This is a genomic window from Parafannyhessea umbonata, from assembly GCF_900105025.1.
GTDB lineage: Bacteria > Actinomycetota > Coriobacteriia > Coriobacteriales > Atopobiaceae > Parafannyhessea > Parafannyhessea umbonata.
On record NZ_LT629759.1, the window covers coordinates 26,973 to 47,640 of the forward strand.

A 20,668-nucleotide genomic window follows, 5' to 3' on the forward strand; every position below is an offset into this window, starting at 1 on the left:
GGGGGTCATCACATGGATAACAGGAACATGACGCAGGACGAGCGCAGGTTTTGGCTCATCCGCGCGCTCGAGGACGAGCGGCGGGCCTGGGGTGGCGACACGCCGGAGCCGCCCGCGGACGCGGAGGGACAGCGCCTGCTGCTGCGCGCCCTCGTGAACGTGCGCCCACCAGAGCCGGCCAGCGCGGAGCTGCTGCGCGTGCAGTACGCGTACCTGCAGGGACGCCTTGCCGAGCGCGGTGGTGCCGTGGGGGAGAAGGACGTGTCCTTCTCGCCCGAGGGCATCGCCGTGTGGCGTGGCGACATCACGCGCCTGGCCGCCGACGCCATCGTGAACGCGGCCAACAGCCAGATGCTGGGCTGCTTTGTGCCCAACCACCGCTGCATCGACAACGCCATCCACACGTACGCGGGCATCCAGCTGCGGCTGGAGTGCGCGCGGCAGATGGCGGCGCAGGGTCGCGAGGAGCCCACGGGCGTTGCGCGCATCACGGGCGGCTACAACCTGCCGGCGGCGCACGTGCTGCACACGGTGGGGCCCATCGTGGGCGGAGCCGCGCCCACGCGGCGTGACCGCGAGCTGCTGGCCAGCTGCTACACGTCGTGCCTGGATTTGGCGCGCGAGCGGGGGCTTGGCAGCGTGGCGTTCTGCTGCATATCGACGGGGGAGTTTGGCTACCCCAACCGCGAGGCCGCGCAGGTGGCCGTGGCCACGGTGCGCGACTGGAAGAGACAGACCAACAGCAAGATGAAGGTGATCTTTGATGTCTTCAAGCCAGTGGATAACGACATCTACCGGGAGCTTCTTGGAGTGCGTGGATAGGATTGCGGACGCGATTCGCGATGCCGACGCCATCTTGGTGGGCGCGGGTGCGGGGCTTTCGACCGCCGCGGGCTTTGCGTACGCGGGTAAGCGCTTTGACGACAACTTTGCAGACTTCCGCGACGCATATGGCATAACGGACATGTACACGGGCGGGTTCTATCCCTTTCCGGACGAGGAGTCGCTCTGGGCATGCTGGAGCCGGATGATCCTGCTGAACCGCTACGACTGCCCCGTGGGCCAGCCGTACCTTGACCTGCTCCACATGCTGCGCGGACGCGAGTACTTTGTGCTGACCACCAACGTGGACCACCAGTTCCAGCGCGCGGGCATCGACCACGACCGGCTGTTCTATACGCAGGGCGACTACGGCCTGTTCCAGTGCTCCAAGCCCTGCCACCAGGCCACCTACGACAACGAGGAGCTGGTGCGCCAGATGGCAGAGCGGCAGAGCGACCTGCGCGTTCCCAGCGAACTGGTGCCACACTGCCCGCGTTGCGGCGCGCCCATGTCCCTCAACCTGCGCTGCGACGACACGTTTGTGGAGGATGCGGGCTGGCATGCGGCGGCCAAGCGCTACGACGACTTCCTGCGCGAGCATCGCCGCGACCGCATCGTGCTTCTGGAGGTGGGCGTGGGCGGCAACACGCCGGGCATCATCAAGTACCCGTTCTGGCGCATGGCGGCCCAGAACCGCCACGCCACCTACGCGCAGCTCAACAGGGGAGAAGTGCTCGCCCCCGCCGAGCTGGGCGAGAAGAGCGTCATCCTGGACTGCGACGCCGCCGAGGCCCTTGCCGCCGTGCGCGAGCGGCTGAGGTAGGACCTCCAGGGCACCTTTGCCGCACTCTGTTGGCGGAAGCCAAGTGCGACTGTGAGGTCGCGCAGCGGATGTGCTACTGGTCCAGCGTTGCTCGCAGCTGCTCCAGAAACGCCTCGCACGCGGGCGAGAAGATCCTGTGCCTCTTCCACGCAACCACGGAGCCAGTGGTGAGGGCGGGCTTCAGCGGCAGGAAGCGCAGCGCGTCGGTCTGCAGCTCAAGCAGGTGGTTTATGCCCAGGGCACAGGCGTTGCCCGCCTCCACCAAGAGCGACGCGTTGCCTATGAGGTCGAAGGTGCCCACCACGTTCAGGCGTCCGGGCGTCACGAGGCTGCCCGACCATCCGGCGAGGTCAAACGTCCGGTGCGTGGTGCGCGAGCTCACCAGCAGCGGCATCTGCACCAGGGCCTGCGGCGTCACGACGTCCAGCTTTGCCCAGGGGCTGCGCGTGCCCACGATGACCCCCACGGTGTCACGCACCGGCAGCGCCAGGTGGTCGTACTTCTCCACGCGGTCTGCTGTACCAGCTGCAGGATCTCCTCGGCACGTTGGCGCAGGCGCCTGCCGTTCGCACGCTGCTGCGCTCGCGAGAGTGGAACGGCAAGGTCGTTGTGCCCTTCTCGGCCTGCGCCGGATGGGCGGGCTCCACGCTGGATGACATCGCGGGGCTGGCCGAGGGTGCGCGTATCGCCGAGCCGTTCACGGTGACGTTTGCCTCGGACGGCGGGTCGCGCATGGTGACGGACCCGCGCAAGGTTTTGGATTGGGCGCGCCGCGTGGCGGCCCTGGCATGAGGAGGAACTGACATGAAGCAGACGGCAGGCAGGGACTCGCTGGGCGAGTTTGCCCCCATGTTCGCGCACCTCAACGACGACGTGCTCTTTGGCGAGGTGTGGGACCAGGGGGCGATCTCTGCCAAGACCAAGTGCATCGTCACCATCGTGGCCCTGGTAGAAATCAGTCAGTAGCAGTGGAGAAAATCGTTCAGTAGAGCGTGGAAAAAATCGTTCAATAGTATTTGATAGTATCGTTCAGTAGATTTAGGTAAAATCTATCAGTAGGGAGAGATGCTGCACTTCAACGGAGGGCCACATGATTATTCCGCGAGAGATGAAATCCGAATTGTTGAGGCTTTCGCACATGTATCCCGTGCTTTCCGTTACGGGCCCACGTCAGAGTGGCAAGACCACGCTTGCGCGGGAGACGTTTCCCGACTATGCGTATGTGAGCCTGGAAGATCCGGATACGCTTGGCGCATTTGAGGACGACCCCCGCACCTTTCTGAGAGCCTATGGTTCGAACGTGATATTCGACGAGGCGCAGAGGGCTCCCGAGCTATTTCAGTACCTGCAGAAGGTCGTTGACGCGAGCGATCGGACGGGTCGCTTTGTGCTCACGGGCTCGCAGAACTTCCTGCTGATGGATGCAATCAACCAGTCGCTTGCGGGGCGGGTTGCCCTCCTGTACCTTTTGCCGCTCTCGCTCCAGGAGCTCGAGGACGCCGGTTTGGGACCCAATGACGCAGAGGACTGGCTTTTCTTTGGTGGGTACCCACGGCTGCACTCGGCCTCGATTCCGCCGGAGACGTTCTTCTCCAACTATGTCCAGACCTATGTCGAACGTGACGTGCGCAGGGAGCTTGGAGTTCGCAAGGTGCGGGAGTTCACGACGTTCTTGCAGCTTTGCGCATTGCGCACCGGACAGCAGCTGAATATAAGCAGCCTGGCATCCGACTGTGGCATTGCGACGAACACCGTTCGCGAATGGCTGTCAGTGCTTGAGGCCAGCGGAATCGTTTACCTGCTTGAGCCCCTCTTCAGCAACAGAAGCAAGAGTCTTACCAAGGCCCCGAAGCTCTACTTTCTGGACACGGGCCTTGCTGCGTACCTTATGGGGATTCGCTCGGCTGACGAGCTGCTCCTCAGCGAATTCAGGGGCGCGCTGTTCGAAACCGCTGTCGTTGCCGAGGTCCTGAAAGCCGGTTATGCGCTTGGCTCCAAGCCCGAGCTCTCGTATTGGAGGGACGCCAAGAAGCGCGAGATAGACCTTGTGGTTCGGAGGGGCCTGAAGCCTGCAAAAGCTATAGAGATCAAGTCATCCGCGACGTACAAGTCACGCTTTTTTGACATGCTCAGGCAGGTTGCCCCCTCCGAACTGGGCCTAGGCGAGAAGGACTGCTATGTGGTCTATGCGGGTGACGAGGAGCTGCACCCTGCGGGTGGCAGCCTGATCTCTTACCGCAGGCTGCACAAGCTTGTGCAGGAGTGGCTTCGCATCTAGCGGTGCTGCTCCACAAACGTGGCGAGGTTGTCGCCAGACACGACTGCGGGGGCGTCGCTACATGCTCTCGCGGAGAATCTGCGCAACCTCGTCTGGGGTCAGGGGATGGTAGCCGCCGGTGAGGATGAAGGTGCTCTTTACGGCATCGTCGATCATGTCCTCGGTGAAGCCAAGCTCGCTCAGGTGCTTGACCGCGCCGATTTCGTCCTTAACGGCGATGCGGCTTGCGTGCACGAGGCTGCGCATGAGGCCCTCGGCCATGTAGTCTGAGGTGTTGTCGTCCGTGCCGGAGAAGTACTGCTCGCAGATGTGGTTGAAGGCGTCGTAGATGCTGGCGCGCATCTGGTAGTCCGGGACCGTGAAGGTGAGCTCGGGGTTCACGATGGCAAACCTGGGCATCACCTCGGGGCCAAAGACGTGGCCGATCTTGAGGCCCTGCTCGTGGTTGGTGATGACGGAGCCGGCGTTCATCTCGGAGCCGGTGCCGCTCATGGTGAGGACGTCGCCCACGGGGATGATTCTGCCGTCGGGCTCTTCCATCCTGAGGAAGAACTTCTCCCATGCGTCGCCGTCGTACTAGGCGCTCACGGAGACGGCCTTGGAGCAGTCGATTACCGAGCCGCCGCCCACCGCGAGGATGAGGTCGACGTCGTTATCGCGGGCGACCTTGCGACCCTCGTCCAGCTTCTGGACGGTGGGGTTGCTCATGACGCCGGGGACCTCGAACACGGTCTTTCCGGCGGCGTCCAGTGCGGACATCACCTTGCTGTACAGGCTGCTCCGCTTAATCGACCCGCCGCCGTAGGCCAGAGGGACCTTGGGGCCGTACCCCGCGAGCTCGCCGCGGAGCTGGACGAGGGAGTCTGGGCAAAAGTGCACGCGGACCGGGTCGTGATAGGTAAAGTTGCCAAGCATGCGCTTCTCCTTCTAATGGCGGGATGTTTGCCTAGGGGGTACGCAGGCTCCCTTTGCATACCAAATACCTATATTGCAAGTTAGAATATGCCTAAAAGGCATTTCACCAGAGGCGGGTGCGCCAGTTGCTCAAACGATGCCCCTCCGGCGTCGAGCCCACCCAGTACGAGGCGATGCTCGCCGACTACGCCGAATCGATCGTCGACCTTGCCGACAAGGCGGATGACTTTCACATTCACAGCGGCACCTCGTTCGACCTGATGGACGGCGCGGTTCGCGGTCAGTACGACTTCATGCTCGAGTGCGAGTTGCAGCCCCATGCAGATGTGAGCGTGCTCGGGCCGCCGGTGCCGTCGGGCATGCCGCTGCCGCCGGCCTTGGCGTGATGCCGTGGCAAATCATCCCGTGCGCCGTGACGGGGGCATCGTGATGGAGAAGATAGCGGTTTGGATGCCGCTTTTCCTGCGTTGCGCCTATCGACCCTAAGGCGCGCGCTTCTCCTGCAATAGATTGACAATTGTCGATACAAGTCTACTATCAGAGAAGCATTGATGATTATCGATATAACCCAAACGGCCCCCGGGGCTTCTGGGCGAAAGGACGAGGCGATGACGAGAGAAACAAGCGCAAACACGGCTGAGGCGCCGTCGGAGGCCGCGGCTCCTCCCACGGGAACCGCGGTGCGCCTGGGGATGCGGGACCGGCTCCTCACGCTGTGGATCTTCCTTGCCATGGCCGCCGGCATCCTGCTTGGCGCCGTGGTCCCGGGCGTCTCCGACGCGCTCAACTTAATTTCGGTAGGCACAACAAACATACCGCTCGCCATTTGCATGATGCTCATGCTGTACCCGCCTCTGGCAAAGGTGCGCTACTCCGAGCTTCCCAAGGTGTTCCGCAACGTTCGCGCGCTAGGGCTCATGCTGCTGTTCTGCGCAGTCATCGGTCCGCTCCTCATGTTCCTGCTCGCCACCACGTTCCTGCGCGACCAGCCGGAGTACATGACGGGGCTCATCCTCATAGGCATCGCGCCGTGCATCGCGATGGTCATCGTGTGGAACGGACTCGCCGGCGGCGACGCGGAGTGGTGCGCCGGCTTCGTCGCGGTCAACGCCATCCTGCAGGTGCTGCTGTACGGCCCCATGGCGTGGCTGTTCGCTACGCGCCTCACCGCGCTCGTGGGCGCGCCTTCGGTCTCCGTGAGCCTCTCCGTGGGCGATGTGGCGGGAACTGTGGCGTTCTACCTGGGCATTCCGTTTGCCGCCGGCGCGCTTGGCCGCCTGGCGCTCGAGCGCCTCAAAGGACGCGACTGGTACGAGGGCACGTTCCTCCCACGCGTGTCGCCGGTCTCGTTCGCGGCTCTTCTCGCCACCATCGTCCTTATGTTCTCGCTCAAGGGCCAGCAGATCGTGCACTTGCCGCTTGACACCGTACGCATAGCCGTGCCGCTCGTCATCTACTTTGTGGTCATGTTCTTCTGCAGCTTCGTGCTTGCGCATGCGACGGGGTTCACCTACCCGCAGACCAGCGCCATCGCGTTCACGGCCACGGGCAACAACTTCGAGCTCGCCATCGCCGTGGCGGTGGCGACGTTTGGCCTGGCGTCCGGCGAGGCGTTCGCGGCTGTCGTCGGTCCGCTCATCGAGGTGCCGTCGCTCATCCTCCTGGTGAACGCCGCCCTCGCCATGCGCCGGCGCATGTCCTGGCCAAGGGGGTAAGTTTGGTCTTTGTGACTGGCGCCGCGGCCGCCGTGGCGCTTGGTACCGGCGCGCTTGCAGCCGGCCTTGCGATTGCACTGAGGAAGCGGACTAACTAGCACCGCGCCTCGCTTGCATTTGGCTGCAAGACGGTGCCAAAACGTCATCCCCCGGATCGGGTGCTCGTTGCGACGAGTCTCGGTCCGGGGGATTTCTATCGGCTGCCTGCAAGGGCGGGCGAGAAGAGCGTGCCGTGCGCGCCCGGAGCTACGCCGTTCGGTCGGCTTCCAGCGCGTCGATGCACCACAGGAACGCCCGTGCCACGCGGGAGTCCGGATCTTGGAAGTGCCCGCCTGCGTTCCACTCCAGCGCGCACGGCACGCCTTGCGCCCGAAGCAGCTCGTACTGGCGCCGCATGCACGACCCCACGGCCGAGACGATGGCGTTTCTCGTCCGCTCCTCGCGGTCGCCCAGACTTAGGTACACGGCGCGCGAATGCGGCTGGTGACCTTGCGCGTAGCCGACCCACCCGGGGAACCACACGGACGGCGATGCGGCGGCGACGGCCGAAAACGCGTCGGTCTGGTACGCGCACCACAGCGAGAAGAGCGCGGCGAGCGAGTAGCCGCCCAGAATTGCGTCGTGGCTGGGCTGGGGTCGCAGCATCGTGGACAGCTCGGGCAGGATGCCGTTCAGGATGAGGTCGAGCGTCTGCTGGGCGCCGCTGCCGAAGCCGCGCTTGCCGAACGCCGGCGGCGCCTCCCAGGGAGAAAGGTCGTCGTTCCACTCCGGCACCTCGAACGCGACGAGCGCGAGGGGCGCCTTGCGGGAATCTTGCAGAAGCTGCGCCTCGCGGTCCACCTCGTCGAGGTCGCGATGGTCCACGGGTTGCAGGAGTATGTGCCGCGGGTTCTCGTCGGCGTACGTTACGCAGGGCGTGCCGGCAATGGTGGCTGCTCTTCTCTGCATGCGAGACCCTTCGTCGTGGCTATTCGTTCGGGTTGGTGGCGGTTGTCTGTCCGTCGCGTGGCGCCTGCCCGTTATGAGACGCCCGCGCGTCATGTGGCGCCTTCAGCAGGCGGCGCAGGTTCGTGCGGAAGCGGGCGCGGTCCTCGGACGTGAAAGCCGCGGGGCCCTTCGTCCTGCCGCCGGCGCGGCGCACCTTCTTCTCCTCGTGGCGTATGAGCATCAGGGAGTCTATGGTCAGTGGGCTGTACACTCGCCCGCGCACGCCAATGGCGCGAGCGCCGCGGCCCAGCACCATGTCTGCAAGGCCGATGTCTTGCGTCACCACCACGTCGTCCGGCGTCAGATTGGACACGATGGCGAAGTCAGCAGAGTCCGCGCCCACGCCCACCTGGAGCACCCGCACCCAGAACCCGCGGTCGGGGTGGCGCGGGTCACGGGGCTCGCGCGGGTCTGTCGCGCGCACGGAGCGCTCGAGGTTCTGCGTGGAGTTTCCCGCTATCACGCAGGGAACCCGCAGCTCGCGCGCAACGGAGAGCGCCTCCCGCGTAACGGGGCACGCGTCGGCGTCTATGTAGAGCCTGGTCATGGGCCTCCCTATAACGATGGGCACTGCCGCCGAGACTCCGACGACAGTGCCCATTCTAGACCTGCATGCGCGGCTGCCTCACGTTCGTATCGCGAAGGTGCCGTTTGCGTTGCGGCGTGCGGCGCTACTCGCCCACGGCGTCGCGGTAGCGGTCCAGGTCCTCCTCCCACGTGGCATACGTGGGGTCGCCCCGGTGGTCGGGCAGCCCGTAGCGCCTGCTCAAGAGAGCGCTCAGCTCGCGCGAGACCTTCGTGGCGCCGCTCAGGTTAAGGTGATCGCCTCGGTCGCGCGTGTCCGTGCGCCAGTCGATGCCCACCTTGTGCCGTCCGCGGTTCAGGTCTATGTAGTCGACCCTCATCCTGCGGGACAGCCGCGCGATGCCGTTGTGGCGCGGCGTGCTCCAGTTGACGGTAGAGGGCGTGCTCACCAGCACGGGCGTCGCGCCGTGCGCACGGCAGTAGTCGACCATAAGGCGTAGGTACTCCTGGTTCTCCCGCGGCACCACGCTCACCTCGCGCGTGCGTGCCATGTAGTCGACGTTGCGCGCAGGCTTCACCTCGGTGTTGACCACGAAGCCCCTCAGGTACGCGCGCGAGTTGTCCGACTTCGCAAGGTCGCGCGTAAGGATGCGCTTCCAGCGGTCGTGGTACTCGAAAATGGGCACGTGGTCCTGCAGGAACCTCAGTGATGGGTCAAGCGTCGAGAAGGACGAGTACACAGAGTTGGTCTCTATCACCACCACGCGCGGGCTGCTTGTGGCGAGGGCCTCGCGCAGCAGCGTGTAGCCATACGGGAGCCTCTGGCCGTGCGAGGCGATCACGCGGCTGGCAAAGCCGCTCTCGCCCCACATCTCGAGGGGTGAAAACGCGCTGTATGCCTCGCTGTCGCCGATGAACAGCACGTCGAGGCCGCCGTTCTTCTCGCCCGTGGCGTCATGCGCCGTCGCGTCCACCGTGCCTTCCTCGTGCGCGTCGGCCTTGGGCAGCGACGCCCACGACGTCACGGCCAGCAGGCCGGCGACCACAAGGAAGACGGCCAGCGCCGTGAGGGCAACGCCCAGGCGGGCGCGGAGCTTCTGGTTTCTCATGCGTGCCTCCTAGAACTTCGCGTACATGGGCGCGATGGGGATGTAGCTTGCGCCGTACGCGCCAAAGATCACGATCGCCATGAACAGCGCTATTGCCACGGCCCAACGGGCGACGGTGCCGCGCTCGCACAGGGCGCCCAGCACGTCGCGGCCGCGCTCCCGCGCTATGCCTACGGCGAGCACGCCTGCAAGTGCCAGGCAGACCACCAGATAGTCCGGGCCGTCCAGGCCCACGGCAAATATGGCGCCGCTCGTGAACGCGCCGAACGAGAAGTCCGTCACGATCCTGCGGAACATGGCGAGGCCGGCGGCAAGGCCGTTGGCGCGGAAGAACATCTCGCCCACGAAGACGATGACGAGGGTGCGCACGGTCTGGAACGCGCGGTACGGCGCGGACGTGCGGTCGACGTGCAGGCGCAGCGCCGCCTTTGCGGCGATGGGCTCGACGAGGCCGCCCGCCATGATGAGGACGAAGTAGTACATGCCGAAGAACAGGTACTGGCTGCCGGCGCCGTGCCACAGGCCGTTGATGACCCACACGCACAGCAGGGCGACGGAGCTTGCCAGCAGCGGCCCGTAGCGGTTGCCAAACACCTTGCGCGCCCGCTTGGTCAGGCGCTTGCACGGCGCGCTGAGCGAGACGGGGTAGTACACGTAGTCCTTCAGCCACGTGCCCAGCGTGATGTGCCAGCGCTTCCAGAACTCCGACGCGGTGCGCGAGAAGAACGGCTGCCTGAAGTTCCTGGGTAGGCGGACGTTGAAGATCTGGCCGATTCCAAGGGCCACGTCCATCGTGCCTGAGAAGTCGCAGTACAGCTGCAGCGTGTACAGGATGGCCGCAAACGCCGTGACGCCGCCGTCAAACAGGTAGTGGCCGCCAAACACGGGCCGGACAAACGCGTTGAGCCTGTCCGCCACGATGATCTTCTTCGCGAAGCCGTACAGGATGCGGACCGTGCCCGCGTACATCGACCTGCGGTCCAGCGGCTCGCCCGCGGTGAGGGACTCCGCCGTCTGGTTGTAGCGGCAGATGGGGCCCTCCATGATCTGCGGGAAGAAGCTCAGGTACAGCGCGACGCGGCCAAGGTTTCTGTCCGCGCGCACGGACTCGCGATAGACGTCCACCAGGTAGGACACCGCCATGAGCGTGTAGAACGAGATGCCTATGGGGAGGTCGTGCGGCGGCACGCTGACCACGAAGCCGTGGCCGAAGAGCCCGAGCAGGTCGGAGAGCGCCTCGCCAAAGAACCTGACGTACTTGAGCGCGACGAGCATGCCCACGTTGAGAAGAACGCCTGCGCTGAGGATGGCGCGCATGCGGCGCTTCGCGTTGGCGCGGATGGCGCGCTTTCCCGACGTTGCGTTGGCGAGCCGCTCGTCCCTCTGCCTGATCTGGGCATCGAGGGCGAGGGCGAGTCCGTAGACGGAGGCCGTCGAGGCCAGTATGAACACGATGAGCCTGCCGCTGAGGATCCAGAAGAACGCGTAGCTCGCCACGAGGAGCACGACCCAGCGCGCCTTTCTGGGGGCGATGCCGTACGCGGCCACCACTAGGGGCAGAAACACCGCGAAGAACAGGATGGAAAAATAGGAAGTCATACTATCCCCTGGGTTGGGACCTACAGAGAGCGCCCCCGGCGACACGAGTGTTTGGTCGGCGGGGGCGTCTTGGTGCGTATGGGAAGCTAGTCGAGCTCCTCCTCGCGTAGGCGCCTGACCAGCATCTCCATCGCCTCGACGGAGTTGAAGTTGTCGGCGACGATCTCGACGGGCGGGACCTCGATGTCATACTCGTCCTCGAGCTCGGCCACGAGCGCGACCATGGTGAGCGAGTCGATGACGCGGTCGTCGATCAGCGTGGTGGAACCCTCGAAGTCGACGCCGGGCTTGAGCTCCTGAAGGATTTCGGTAACGGTCCTCATGTTCTTCTCCTTTGCGTTGTCTGCACGTTGCGTGCGTGGTCGTGCGGTATGTCGTGACGCTCTGTCAGAGCGGGCGAACGCTGTTGAGGGGTGCGGTATCGATGTGGTCGCGCAGAAGCGTGAGCTTGCCCGCGCGGTCGCGCCAGACGATGGCGGGGAGGTCGCGGCTCAGGAAGAGCGACATGCCCTCCGTCATGCAGTAGGCGCCCGCCTTGTCGAACGCTATGAGGTCGCCCACCGCGAGGTCTCCCAGGGGCATCTGCTTCACGAGGATGTCGTTCGTGGTGCAGAGCGAGCCGCAGACCGTCCAGCGGAGGCTGGCGTCGCCGTGGGGGAGAAGAGCGTGGCACGGTGGCTGCTTCATGGCCATGGCATGGCCGTAGTACGTGATCTGGTGCATGCCGCCGTCGACGATGGCGACATTCTGGCCGCCGACCTGCTTTGCGTCCACCACGCGCGTGACGTAGGTGCCGCACGTCGCGGCGATGCGACGGCCGAGCTCGATGGTGACCTGGCCGTCGAACGACGCGTCGGCAAGCGCGCGGGAAAGCGCGAGCGCCGGCTCGAGCTCCGTCTGGCGGACGGCCTTAGGGTCGCGCTCGAAGTACTCGACGGGAAGGCCCGCGCCGTACTCCATCTCGGCGAGGGGGCTGCCGTAGGCGCGGCCGACCTCCGCCACGAACCTGTCGAGCTTCGCGACCTCGCGCGCGATGCGCTTGGGCGAGGTCTTCTGGGTGCCGGTGAAGTACTGGATGCCGCGGATGGTGACGTACGGGTCGTTGGCGCATGCGGCCGCGAGCTCGACGATCGTGTCCGCGTCCATGCCGAACTGGCTGCCGTTGCTGAGACGGAGCAGCAGGTCGACGTGGGTGCACGCCTCGCGCGCCAGCCCGGTGAGCATGTCGAACTGGAGGCGGGACTCGCAGGTGAAGTGGCCGATGCCCGCGTCGCCCGCGATGAGCTCGCGCATGAGGGCGGGGTCCTTCGCGACGCCCGAGACGACGATCTGACTGGGGTCGACGCCCGCGGCCTGGCAGATGCGCACTTCTCCCGTAGAGCAGGCCTCGAGCCTGTCGACGAGCCTCGAGATGGGACCCACCACGAACGGGTTCGCCTTCATGGCGAAGCAGATGTTGGTATGAGGGGGCAGGACCTCGCGGATGCGGCTGACCTGGTCTGCCAGCTCGCGCTCGTCGAAGACGTAGAACGGCGTCTGGCAGAACTCGCCCACGCGCCTGAGTTCCTCTGCGTTCATGCCGGCTTACCTTCCTTCCTTGGACTTGGTGGGGAAGTGCGTCCTGAGCAGCTCTGCCCGGTCGACCTTCCCGTTCTTGTTGAGGGGCATGGAATCCACCCTGGTGATGCTGGAGGGTCTCATGCTTGCGGGGAGCGTGTCCGCCACGAGGCGCGGCAGCGCGGCCTCATCTGCGGTGCCCTCGAAGAACACGCGCAGGCGCTGGCGCCGTGTGTCGAAGGCGCAGCGACACCTCTGCACGCCGGGGAGGTCCTCGAAGGCCTTGTCGACCTCCTCGAGCTCGATGCGGTGACCCATGTACTTGATCTGGTTGTCACGGCGCCCGCGGAAGACGAGGTCTCCGGAATCGAGCAGCTCCGCGAGGTCGCCGGTACGGTACACGCGGTCGTGGTACATGCTGTTGAGCGGGTTCTGCACGAAGGCGCGCGCGGTGGCCTCGGGGTTGCCCACGTAGCCAAGGGCGACGGACGGGCCGCGCACGACGAGCTCTCCCAGCTTGCCCGGCTCCGTCACGAGGTGGTCCGCCTCGTCGAGGAGAAGGACCTCGCAGTGGCCGAAGCTCCTTCCCAGGGGAAGGCCCTGCGGATATGCGGCCGTGCGGTCGACCACGTGGTACAGGCAGTTGCAGGTGATCTCCGTGGGACCGTACAGGTTGACGAAGCGGGTGTTGGGCAGGCACTTGAGCCAGGCGTCCAGGTGCTTTCTGGGGATGACCTCACCGCTGAAGAGCACCTGCCTCACGCTCTGGAGCCTGCCGGGCGAAAGCACGTGGTACGCGCTGGCGATGCAGAGGGCTGCCACGGCCCAGACCATGACGGTGACCTGGTTCTTTTCGAGGTAGTCGACGAGGGCCTGCGGCTGCATGAACAGCTCGCGCGGGACGAGCACGAGGGTGGCTCCCACGGCGAGCGACCCGTACACGTCCTTCACGGAGATGTCGAAGTCGAACGGAGCCTGGTTCGCGAAGCGGTCCTCGCTGGTGAAGCCGAAGGTGCGGACGAACTCGTCCACGAAGCTCGCGATGGCGCCGTGGCTGACGGCAACGCCCTTTGGCGTGCCGGTGGAGCCGGAGGTGAACATGACGTACGCCGGGTCGCACGAGAGCACGTGGGAGCGGGCCGCCTCGAGCGCCTCCGCGTCCACCGGGTGGCGGAGCAGCTCCTCTGCCACGAGGACCTTGCGCTCCGGAAGGGCCTGGTGCACGGCGTCCACGTTCTTCTCGCCCGCGACGACGAGGGCGTCCCCGAGGGTTGCGGCCATGTGCTGGAGCCTGTGCGCGGGCGCGTCGGTGTCGACGGGCACGTAGAACGCGCCGGCCTGCAGGGTGCCGAGCATGCAGGCAAGTGCGAGTTCGCTCTTGCGCAGCATGATGATGACGGAAGACCCGGACGCGCCGCGGCTTGCGAGCGCGGTGCCGATGCGCTGGGTGTCTTCCAGCAGCCTTGTGTATGTATAGGTGCCGGACTCGTCCACGACGGCCGTCGCGTTGGGGTTGCGCCTGGTGGAGTCCTCGAGGTAGGTGAGGACGTTCGTTCTTGAGAGCATAGGTGCCTTTCGTCTTGCTGACGTTGGGACCCATGCTACGGGGGCAACCTTTTTCCTACCTAAACGCTGCCTAAAGGAACCTTTAGTCTTTCTGCGCGGGCGGGAGGGTCATGAGGACCTCCGTGGAGTACGGGGCCTCCGGACGCTCCGCGAACGATATCGTGCCGCCTTGCACCTGCATGCACGTGCTGGCGACGGCAAGGCCCAGTCCCGTGCCCTTGCCGGCGGAGCGCGCCGTGTTGCTGGTGACGAACGGCTCGAACGCGTGCTCGCGGATGTCTGTGGGCACGCCCTGGCCGTCATCCGCGATGGAGACGAGGGCGCCGTCGCGCGTGGGAGCGCACGCGATGCGGATGGTGACGCCGCGCGGGTTGTGCTTGTAGGCGTTGTCTATCACGTTGCTGACGGCGCGCCTGAGGAGCTCGACGTCCGCGCGGGCGCGGATGGGTCGCTCCGGCAGCTCGACCACGAGCGTACCACCCGCCTGCTCGATGTCGGGCTGTTTGTCGATGAGCATCAGGCGCAGGTCCTCGCACAGGTCGCGGTTCTCGAGCGTCGCCTGGTACGAGGGATGGTCGGTCTTCGCAAGAAACTGCAGCGAGTCTATGAGCTCGCACGCAAGGTCGGCCTTCGCGGCAATGGCGTGCAGGTACTTCTCGGCGTTTTCCTGTGGAACGTGGCCGTCCTCGAACGCCTGGGCGTAGCCGCGGATGACCGAAAGCGGCGTCTTCAGGTCATGCGAGATGTCTGCAATCATGCGGCGCTTGTCGTCCTGCGCCTGGTCGAGCTCTGCCATGAGGCCGAGGAAGTCCTCGTAGGTGTGCCTGAGCTCCACGGGCATGGAGGACGGGTCCGGCGCGTTGCCGACGCCGCTGCGGCGCGCGTCTATGGCGCGGTCCAGGGGGCGGGTGGACTTGCGCACGACCCGCGCGAGGACGGCGATCGCCAGCACCGTGAGCGCGACGGCGATGGGCACCGCTGCGATGCGGTAGGCGTTCGAGCGATCGACGGCGGCCCTGAAGTCCTTGCCGGACTCCGTTGGCGAAAGCAGCACGAGGATGCGCCGCTGGCCCTTCTCGTTCTTGTAGTTGTGCTTCGCGATCATCATGCGACGACTGTACACACCTTGGAGCAGGGACATCTCACGCTTGGTCAGTCGGGCCTTATTGCCAAAGAGGCCGCCGCTCACGATGGTGCCGTCCGAGAGGTACGAACAGGTGGACTTGACGCTTATGGCGTAGCCGTCCGGGGTGGGCGTTGGCTTGCAGAGGTTGATCTCGTGTACGGTCCTGCCCTGCGCGTCCGTGCGGTCGAGCATCACGTACGCGGAGCCGTCGTCCTCGTCGCCCGCGATGAGCGGGAGCTCCTTTGCGGTGATCTTTTGGGCGACGTTCCGGCTGGTCGAGAAGAGCAGCTTTCCCTCCCCGTCGAACACCAGAAGCGCGCTGGGGCGCGAGACCTGCGACCCCATCTGCCGGAAGTCGTCCGTCTGCATCATAGTGGAACCGTCGTCGAACATCTCTATGTACGGTGAGGTGCGCTTGAGCTCCTCGTTCGCGAGCTGGTTCGTGACGTGTAGCAGGCCTGCCATCGCGAGTATGTAGGCCAGCACGATGAGCAGGCACCTTACGGTGAGGCTCGTTGTCGCGTTGCGAAGCGTGCTGCGCAGGCGGGCGCTTGCGGTGCGCTTGGCGCTCTGTTCGCTACTCGTCAAAGCGGTACCCCAATCCGCGCACGGTCTTGATGTGGGCCGGCCTTCCCGGGTCGTCCTCGATCTTGGAGCGGATGTTCGAGACGTGCATCATGATGCTTTCGGCCCCGCCGTAGGAGCTGCCGCTTATGGCCTCGTACAGCTGCGCCTTCGTGAACACGTGCCCGGGTGCGGACATCATCTTGTGAAGGATCTTCAGCTCGGACGCCGTGAGCGGCATTACGTTGCCGCGCTTGCGGAGCACGAGGGTGTCGAGGTCAAGCTCGAGGTCGCCGGCGGAAAGGACGTTCTTCTCGCCCGTGGCGGGGCCTTCGCCGTCGTGCGGCGCGGCCTTGCTCTGGTTGTAGCGACGCAGTGCCGAGCGCACGTACGCAAGGACCTCCGTGGGGTCAAACGGCTTGGTCACGTAGCCATCCGCGCCCAGGTCAAGGCCGAGCACCTTGTCCGAGGGCTGGTTGCGCGCGGACACGATGATGATGGGGATGTCCGTGAAGGCGCGGGCCTCCTTGATGAAGTCGAAGCCGTTCATGGAGGGCATCATGAGGTCCACAAGCACCAGCGACGCCTCGCCCTCGTGCAGGACGTCGAGGCCGTGCTTTCCGTCGCCCGCGGAGAGGAAGCGGTAGCCGCTGCTTTCCAGGTAGAGGCGGAGTATCTCCACGATGTCCGGATCGTCCTCGACGACAAGGATTGTGTCCTGCGGTTTCTGCCCGCCTGCGGCGGCATCCGGTGCTTGCATCTTGGCCTCTGTTTCCAATGCCTGGTCGATGCTGCAATCGTGAGCGATTGGCGCGCCAGATGCAAGGGGTCACGCGAATTCGCTTGCAGGGTTCACGCTTTTGGTAAGGAAGCGGTCGGGACGCCCCAAAGCCCAAGGCGTCCCGACCGAACAAGTTTGGCCCGTATGGTTTTGCTGCAGCTAGCGGAGCTTGATCTTCTCCACGTCCTTGCGGCTGGTCTCGCGGTAGATGGAGAACTTGTGGCCAATCACCTGGACCACCGTAGCGCCCGTGAGCTCTGCCAAGGCGTCTGCCGCCTCGCGCGTATCGAGGCCGGATGTTCCCTGTACGGTGCACTTCACGAGCTCGTGCGCCTCGAGGTCCTCCTCGGTCGAGGCGACGACGGCCTCCACGCCCGCCTTGCCGATGGAGACGGTTGGCTTGAGTTGGTTGCACATGCTTCGCAGCTGGCGTATCTGGCTGCCGGTGAGCTTCATCTGAGTCTCGCTTTCCTCGCGTGGGCTGACGTCTTGCGCGAGCGCATCCCTTGGGCAGCCACGCATTGACTGTGACCCAGAAACGATAGCGCATAAAGCCGGGACCTGCTAAAACTCCGCAACATTGCCAAGAGGCTCCACGTTTGGACTCCATGTTTGGACCCGGCTCGCGTTTGGGACGAGGAGAGACTCCGGCTGCGCCTTCGGGCGTCGGCTGAATTCGCGTTGAACCCTATCCCAGCTGCCTGGTCCGGGCGCGTCCGAGCGTAATGCCAACAAGCAGTATGGCTATGCCAAACAGCATGCAGACGCCGACGCATCCCACGAGCGGCAGTACGCTCGAGGCGGAAACGCCCCTCATGGCCGACGCACCCTCGATGGCGCGGTACGCCCAGTAGAACGGTGTGAAGTGGGCGACGGCGACAAGTGCGTCCGGTAGCAGGGACAGGCTCGTCCAGGCTCCGCCGAGGAACGAGAGTGCCATGCCAAAGATGTTCGCAACGGCATTTGCGGCATTCTCCGAGACGCCCAGCTGGCCAACGAGGAATCCCACGCTCGCCGACACCAGGGAGTAGGCGAGAAGTGCCAGCCCCACGATTCCGAGCTGTGCGGGGGACTGCGTGATTGCGCTGCGTCCAAGGATGGCCGCCTGGAGTCCGAAGTTCCATGCCCAGGCAACGAGGGCTATGCAGACGCACGCGGCCACAAGGGCCACGTTGCGCTCCCTCGGCGATTGCGGGGAGGCGACCCTACGTCCGTGTAGCGCCTTCGCGTTGAGGGTTTTCATCAGAAGGGCAATGCAGACGGTGACGCTTGCGAAGATGGGATACGAGGAGAAGAGCGCGGAGTTCAGGAGAGAGTCTGGTAGCGGCGTCGCGCGCTGTCCGATGGTCGAGACGCCAATGCTCTTGCCCCATGACTCGTCGGTCGCATGCACCACGTCCGACTGGCTTCCTCCGAGCGATGCCGAGCCAAAGAGTCCCTGGGCGTAGCTCCTGACTTCCTGATCTACGAGAAAGCCCTCGCCGGAGCGATATGACACGGAAGCTTCCAGAGCGGGGGCGGTGCCGTCGTTGACGGCCGCAACCATGAGGTCGTGCCCCCAACCCTTCGGGATGACGAGGAGGTATGAGACCATGTCCTGGGCGAGCGCGTCTTGGACTGACTTCTTGTTATCCGCAAGGGGGACCACGGTGTTGCCCTTTGCTACGTGGGCGGAGAGCGCTCGAGAGAGCCTCGAGTCATCGTGGTCGATTATGGCGACCCTCGACGAGGTCGCGGCGAAGTGCTGGCTCGAGCCCGATGCCGTCGAAAGCCCGATTGCGATTCCCGTTATCGAGATGATGACGAGGTAGATGACGATGTATATGCGATGGGCGAGGAGAATCCTCATGTATGTCTTAAAGGTGGGCATGGGACACCTTCCTCATGCGTATGCCTGCGAGGGCAAGTGCGACTAGGGTCATGAGCAGCAGCGTGAGGCAGCACCGTGCAAAGGAGCCGTAGGTGTCGTAATAGAGGAGCGAGTAGAAGCAGTGCGATATCTGCCAGAGGGGGTTTGCATGGGCGAGCACCGGAGCGGAGGTCTCCAATGCATAGGCGATTTCCTGGGCGCTTGGGCCATAAAGGCCCGTGAAGAGCGAGAGCAGGCAGGTTATCCCCGAGACCATTCCTGCCTGCATGTGGGGAATCGTTCCGAGGAGGGACCCCATCGCACAGCTCGCCAGAGACGAAACCGCCACCGCAAGGACGAGCGGTGCCGCCCCGCTTCCAAAGTCTACGTGGGCGACCGCTGCCATGAACAGCAGCGCGGCCAGCATACAGGCAAACTGGCAGATCCACGCGCCAAAGAGGGCGCCGACGAGCATGCGCCATCGTGGCGTGGACGAAAGAGTCTGACGTGCGCCGACGGCGCTTGCGGTGGGCAGGAGCTTCTGCGTGGTGAGCGCAGCGGACATGGCTCCCATTCCTGCGGTCATGGCGAGGAGGGCGAAGTAGAAGGAGGCGTTGCTGTCAGGTGCGTTCTTCGTGGCGGAGAAGTGCTTGATTTGCACGGAATTGCCCAGATAGGCGGCCTGCACCGCTCCCCTCGCTGCGAGTTTGGGGCTTTTCGTTGAGCCGGATGCGATTGCGTCGGACGTTCGGACGTACGAGTTGATTGCTGAGGAGAGGACGGTCGCGGGACGCGATCCCTTAGCGGCTATGCTTGCCTGGCTCACGTGCAGCGCGGGCGTCCCGTCCGAACCGACGGTGAGGTAGGAGTCTATGGCTCCGTCTGCGGCGGCGTTGCGCGCGTCCTTCTCGCTTGCGTAGTATTTAAGGGTGCAGATGCGGCTTTTCTTGGGAGCCCCGGCCAGCGAGGCGAGCATGTCATCCAGTCCTTTGACGGACTCGTAACGGGCATTCCTGACGACGCCGAGCCTCGACTCGACGAGGGAGTATGCATCGTTGAGTCCCGAGAACATCGCCATGAAGATGCTGGTCATGATGAGGGGAAACGCGAGCGTCCATACGAGAAGGGACTTGTCTCGCACGAGCGCGAGCACGCTCGTCCTGATGCTTGCGAGCATGGTGCCTCCTAGGACTCATCGCGGAGCTCTCGCCCCGTGATTTCGAGGAAGACATCGTTGAGCGTGGGCGGCTCGGAAAGGACGCGGCCATAGTCGACGTGTTCCCGTGCGAGTGCGCCTAGGACCTCCGAGAGGTTGTGTGCGCCATTTGAGCACTGCACGTGCAGCATGCCCTCTGTAAACTCCACGGATCGAACGTGCGGGAGCATACGCACTGACTCGATGGCCGCTTCGGAGACGGCCCCGGTCTCGACGGAGATCCTCTCGCCGGTGCCGATTAGTGCCTTGAGCTCGTCGGGCGTACCGCTTGCAACCGAGCGCCCGTGGTCCATGATGAGTACGCGCTTGCACAGACGCTCTACCTCCTCCATGTAGTGGGAGGTGTAGATGATGGTGGCCCCTTCCCTGTTGAGTCGCTCGATGCCGTCGAGGATGGAGTTGCGGCTTTGGGGGTCGACCGCCACCGTCGGCTCGTCCATGATGATGAGCGACGGCTGGTGCGCGATGCCGCAGGCGATGTTCAGCCTGCGCAAAAGTCCGCCCGAAAGCTTTTTGGGACGGAAGCCCTGGAACTTCTGCAGCCCCACGAACTCGATTGCACGGTCGACAAGCTCACGCCTGCGGCTGGACTGTGGGACGTAGAGGGCGCAGAAGCTGTCGACGTTCTCCCTGACGGTGAGCTCGTCGAAGACGGCGACCTCTTGGGGCACGATTCCGATCTTGCGTTTGATGCCGTAGCTGTCCGGCCGCATGGGCTCGCCGAACACCTTGATTTGGCCGTGATCGTAGTCGAGCAGCTGCAGCAGGCAGTTTATCGTGGTCGTCTTTCCGGATCCGTTTGGGCCGACAAGACCAAAGATCTCTCCTCGCGCGATGTCCAGCGAGAGATGGTCCACGGCAACGATCTCGCCATAGCGCTTGACGAGGTTGCTGATGCTGACGACGGTCTCTGACGAGGGAGGGGTGATGGACTCTGTCGCCTGTGGGTTTGGCATCGTCGTCCTTTCTCTTGATGGGAGCGCGAGCTTTCACCCCAGATTCTTGCACCTGCCTTGCGGGTGCGGTAGTGACTTGTGTAACCGATTGGTCTGTCGGGCATGACGAATGTCATGACCTCATCCTGGGCGTCCGTTGCGCCCCTATACTTGCTTCATGGAGAGAATGACTGACAAGATTCTGGTGCTTGGGTCCTGCCTGGCTTTGGCGGCGTCGATGCGGGGTGACCTCGCGTCAAGCGTGGTTGCGATGCTAGTTGCCGTTTGCGCAAGCGCCGCC

Annotated in this window: 21 protein-coding genes and 1 pseudogene; 7 read left to right on the forward strand and 15 right to left on the reverse strand. The window is 64.6% G+C overall.

The genetic code is table 11. The features are described 5' to 3' along the window. The first annotated feature begins 12 nt into the window (after positions 1-12). Together BLT96_RS00155 and BLT96_RS00160 are read left to right on the forward strand one after the other, a co-directional pair. On the forward strand, positions 13-822 hold the full coding sequence (locus BLT96_RS00155) for a protein-ADP-ribose hydrolase (protein ID WP_245719279.1): 810 nt from the start codon (positions 13-15) through the stop codon (positions 820-822). Further along, positions 815-1,645 carry an SIR2 family NAD-dependent protein deacylase gene (locus BLT96_RS00160; protein WP_245719280.1) on the forward strand — a complete coding sequence of 277 codons (831 nt, stop codon included), beginning with the start codon at positions 815-817 and terminating at the stop codon, positions 1,643-1,645. The genes BLT96_RS00155 and BLT96_RS00160 overlap by 8 nt, the downstream gene beginning before the upstream one ends. A gap of 73 nt (positions 1,646-1,718) precedes the next feature. Here the strand turns inward: BLT96_RS00160 and BLT96_RS00165 are convergent, their stop codons facing one another. Beyond that, positions 1,719-2,153: a LysR family transcriptional regulator substrate-binding protein gene (locus BLT96_RS00165; protein ID WP_157692072.1), complete on the reverse strand. Its 435-nt coding sequence runs from the start codon at positions 2,151-2,153 to the stop codon at positions 1,719-1,721. Between the two features lie 38 nt (positions 2,154-2,191). Between BLT96_RS00165 and BLT96_RS00170 the strand changes: the two genes are divergently transcribed. The 3 genes from BLT96_RS00170 (at position 2,192) to BLT96_RS00180 (ending at position 3,923) form a co-directional block, all read left to right on the forward strand. Next, complete coding sequence (locus BLT96_RS00170; protein WP_090861109.1) at positions 2,192-2,437, forward strand: hypothetical protein; 246 nt, start codon at positions 2,192-2,194, stop codon at positions 2,435-2,437. Positions 2,438-2,449: 12 nt separating this feature from the next. Further along, positions 2,450-2,611, forward strand: a complete 162-nt coding sequence (locus BLT96_RS00175) for a carboxymuconolactone decarboxylase family protein (RefSeq protein WP_197674364.1) — start codon at positions 2,450-2,452, stop codon at positions 2,609-2,611. A gap of 124 nt (positions 2,612-2,735) precedes the next feature. After that, positions 2,736-3,923 carry an ATP-binding protein gene (locus tag BLT96_RS00180; RefSeq protein WP_090861110.1) on the forward strand — a complete coding sequence of 396 codons (1,188 nt, stop codon included), beginning with the start codon at positions 2,736-2,738 and terminating at the stop codon, positions 3,921-3,923. A gap of 57 nt (positions 3,924-3,980) precedes the next feature. Here BLT96_RS00180 and BLT96_RS00185 read toward each other — a convergent pair. Next, positions 3,981-4,838 (reverse strand): annotated as a pseudogene (locus BLT96_RS00185) (iron-containing alcohol dehydrogenase). Positions 4,839-4,954: 116 nt separating this feature from the next. On the opposite strand from BLT96_RS00185, the gene BLT96_RS00190 reads away from it, so the two are divergent. Both BLT96_RS00190 and arsB read left to right on the forward strand, forming a co-directional pair. Beyond that, complete coding sequence (locus BLT96_RS00190) at positions 4,955-5,224, forward strand: hypothetical protein (RefSeq protein WP_090861111.1); 270 nt, start codon at positions 4,955-4,957, stop codon at positions 5,222-5,224. A gap of 222 nt (positions 5,225-5,446) precedes the next feature. Then, a complete protein-coding gene (gene arsB / locus BLT96_RS00195; protein ID WP_090861112.1) occupies positions 5,447-6,553 on the forward strand; it encodes an ACR3 family arsenite efflux transporter in 1,107 nt (368 codons plus the stop codon). Between the two features lie 246 nt (positions 6,554-6,799). Here the strand turns inward: arsB and BLT96_RS00200 are convergent, their stop codons facing one another. From BLT96_RS00200 to BLT96_RS00260, 13 genes are all read right to left on the reverse strand, one after another. Beyond that, a complete protein-coding gene (locus BLT96_RS00200; RefSeq protein WP_197674365.1) occupies positions 6,800-7,501 on the reverse strand; it encodes an alpha/beta hydrolase in 702 nt (233 codons plus the stop codon). Positions 7,502-7,520: 19 nt separating this feature from the next. Further along, a complete protein-coding gene (locus BLT96_RS00205) occupies positions 7,521-8,087 on the reverse strand; it encodes a YaiI/YqxD family protein (protein ID WP_090861113.1) in 567 nt (188 codons plus the stop codon). Between the two features lie 124 nt (positions 8,088-8,211). Then, the gene (locus tag BLT96_RS00210; protein WP_090861114.1) at positions 8,212-9,174 is read right to left on the reverse strand and encodes a hypothetical protein; all 963 of its coding nucleotides are present in this window, start codon (positions 9,172-9,174) and stop codon (positions 8,212-8,214) included. A 9-nt stretch (positions 9,175-9,183) separates the two neighbouring features. Further along, on the reverse strand, positions 9,184-10,773 hold the full coding sequence (locus BLT96_RS00215) for an MBOAT family O-acyltransferase (RefSeq protein ID WP_090861115.1): 1,590 nt from the start codon (positions 10,771-10,773) through the stop codon (positions 9,184-9,186). An 86-nt stretch (positions 10,774-10,859) separates the two neighbouring features. Beyond that, on the reverse strand, positions 10,860-11,096 hold the full coding sequence (locus BLT96_RS00220; protein WP_090847533.1) for an acyl carrier protein: 237 nt from the start codon (positions 11,094-11,096) through the stop codon (positions 10,860-10,862). Between the two features lie 64 nt (positions 11,097-11,160). Beyond that, positions 11,161-12,351, reverse strand: a complete 1,191-nt coding sequence (locus BLT96_RS00225; RefSeq protein ID WP_090847531.1) for a diaminopimelate decarboxylase family protein — start codon at positions 12,349-12,351, stop codon at positions 11,161-11,163. A gap of 6 nt (positions 12,352-12,357) precedes the next feature. Beyond that, the gene (locus tag BLT96_RS00230; protein ID WP_090861116.1) at positions 12,358-13,896 is read right to left on the reverse strand and encodes an amino acid adenylation domain-containing protein; all 1,539 of its coding nucleotides are present in this window, start codon (positions 13,894-13,896) and stop codon (positions 12,358-12,360) included. Positions 13,897-13,978: 82 nt separating this feature from the next. Continuing rightward, positions 13,979-15,610: a sensor histidine kinase gene (locus tag BLT96_RS00235; protein WP_090861117.1), complete on the reverse strand. Its 1,632-nt coding sequence runs from the start codon at positions 15,608-15,610 to the stop codon at positions 13,979-13,981. Next, positions 15,600-16,346: a response regulator transcription factor gene (locus BLT96_RS00240; RefSeq protein ID WP_090861118.1), complete on the reverse strand. Its 747-nt coding sequence runs from the start codon at positions 16,344-16,346 to the stop codon at positions 15,600-15,602. The genes BLT96_RS00235 and BLT96_RS00240 overlap by 11 nt, the downstream gene beginning before the upstream one ends. Positions 16,347-16,526: 180 nt before the next feature. Next, a complete protein-coding gene (locus BLT96_RS00245; protein WP_090861119.1) occupies positions 16,527-16,823 on the reverse strand; it encodes a YhbY family RNA-binding protein in 297 nt (98 codons plus the stop codon). Between the two features lie 232 nt (positions 16,824-17,055). Next, positions 17,056-18,237, reverse strand: a complete 1,182-nt coding sequence (locus BLT96_RS00250; protein ID WP_090861120.1) for an ABC transporter permease — start codon at positions 18,235-18,237, stop codon at positions 17,056-17,058. Further along, complete coding sequence (locus BLT96_RS00255; RefSeq protein WP_090861121.1) at positions 18,224-19,393, reverse strand: ABC transporter permease; 1,170 nt, start codon at positions 19,391-19,393, stop codon at positions 18,224-18,226. The genes BLT96_RS00250 and BLT96_RS00255 overlap by 14 nt, the downstream gene beginning before the upstream one ends. Positions 19,394-19,401: 8 nt before the next feature. Next, positions 19,402-20,388: an ABC transporter ATP-binding protein gene (locus BLT96_RS00260; RefSeq protein WP_090861122.1), complete on the reverse strand. Its 987-nt coding sequence runs from the start codon at positions 20,386-20,388 to the stop codon at positions 19,402-19,404. Between the last annotated feature and the right edge of the window lie 280 nt (positions 20,389-20,668).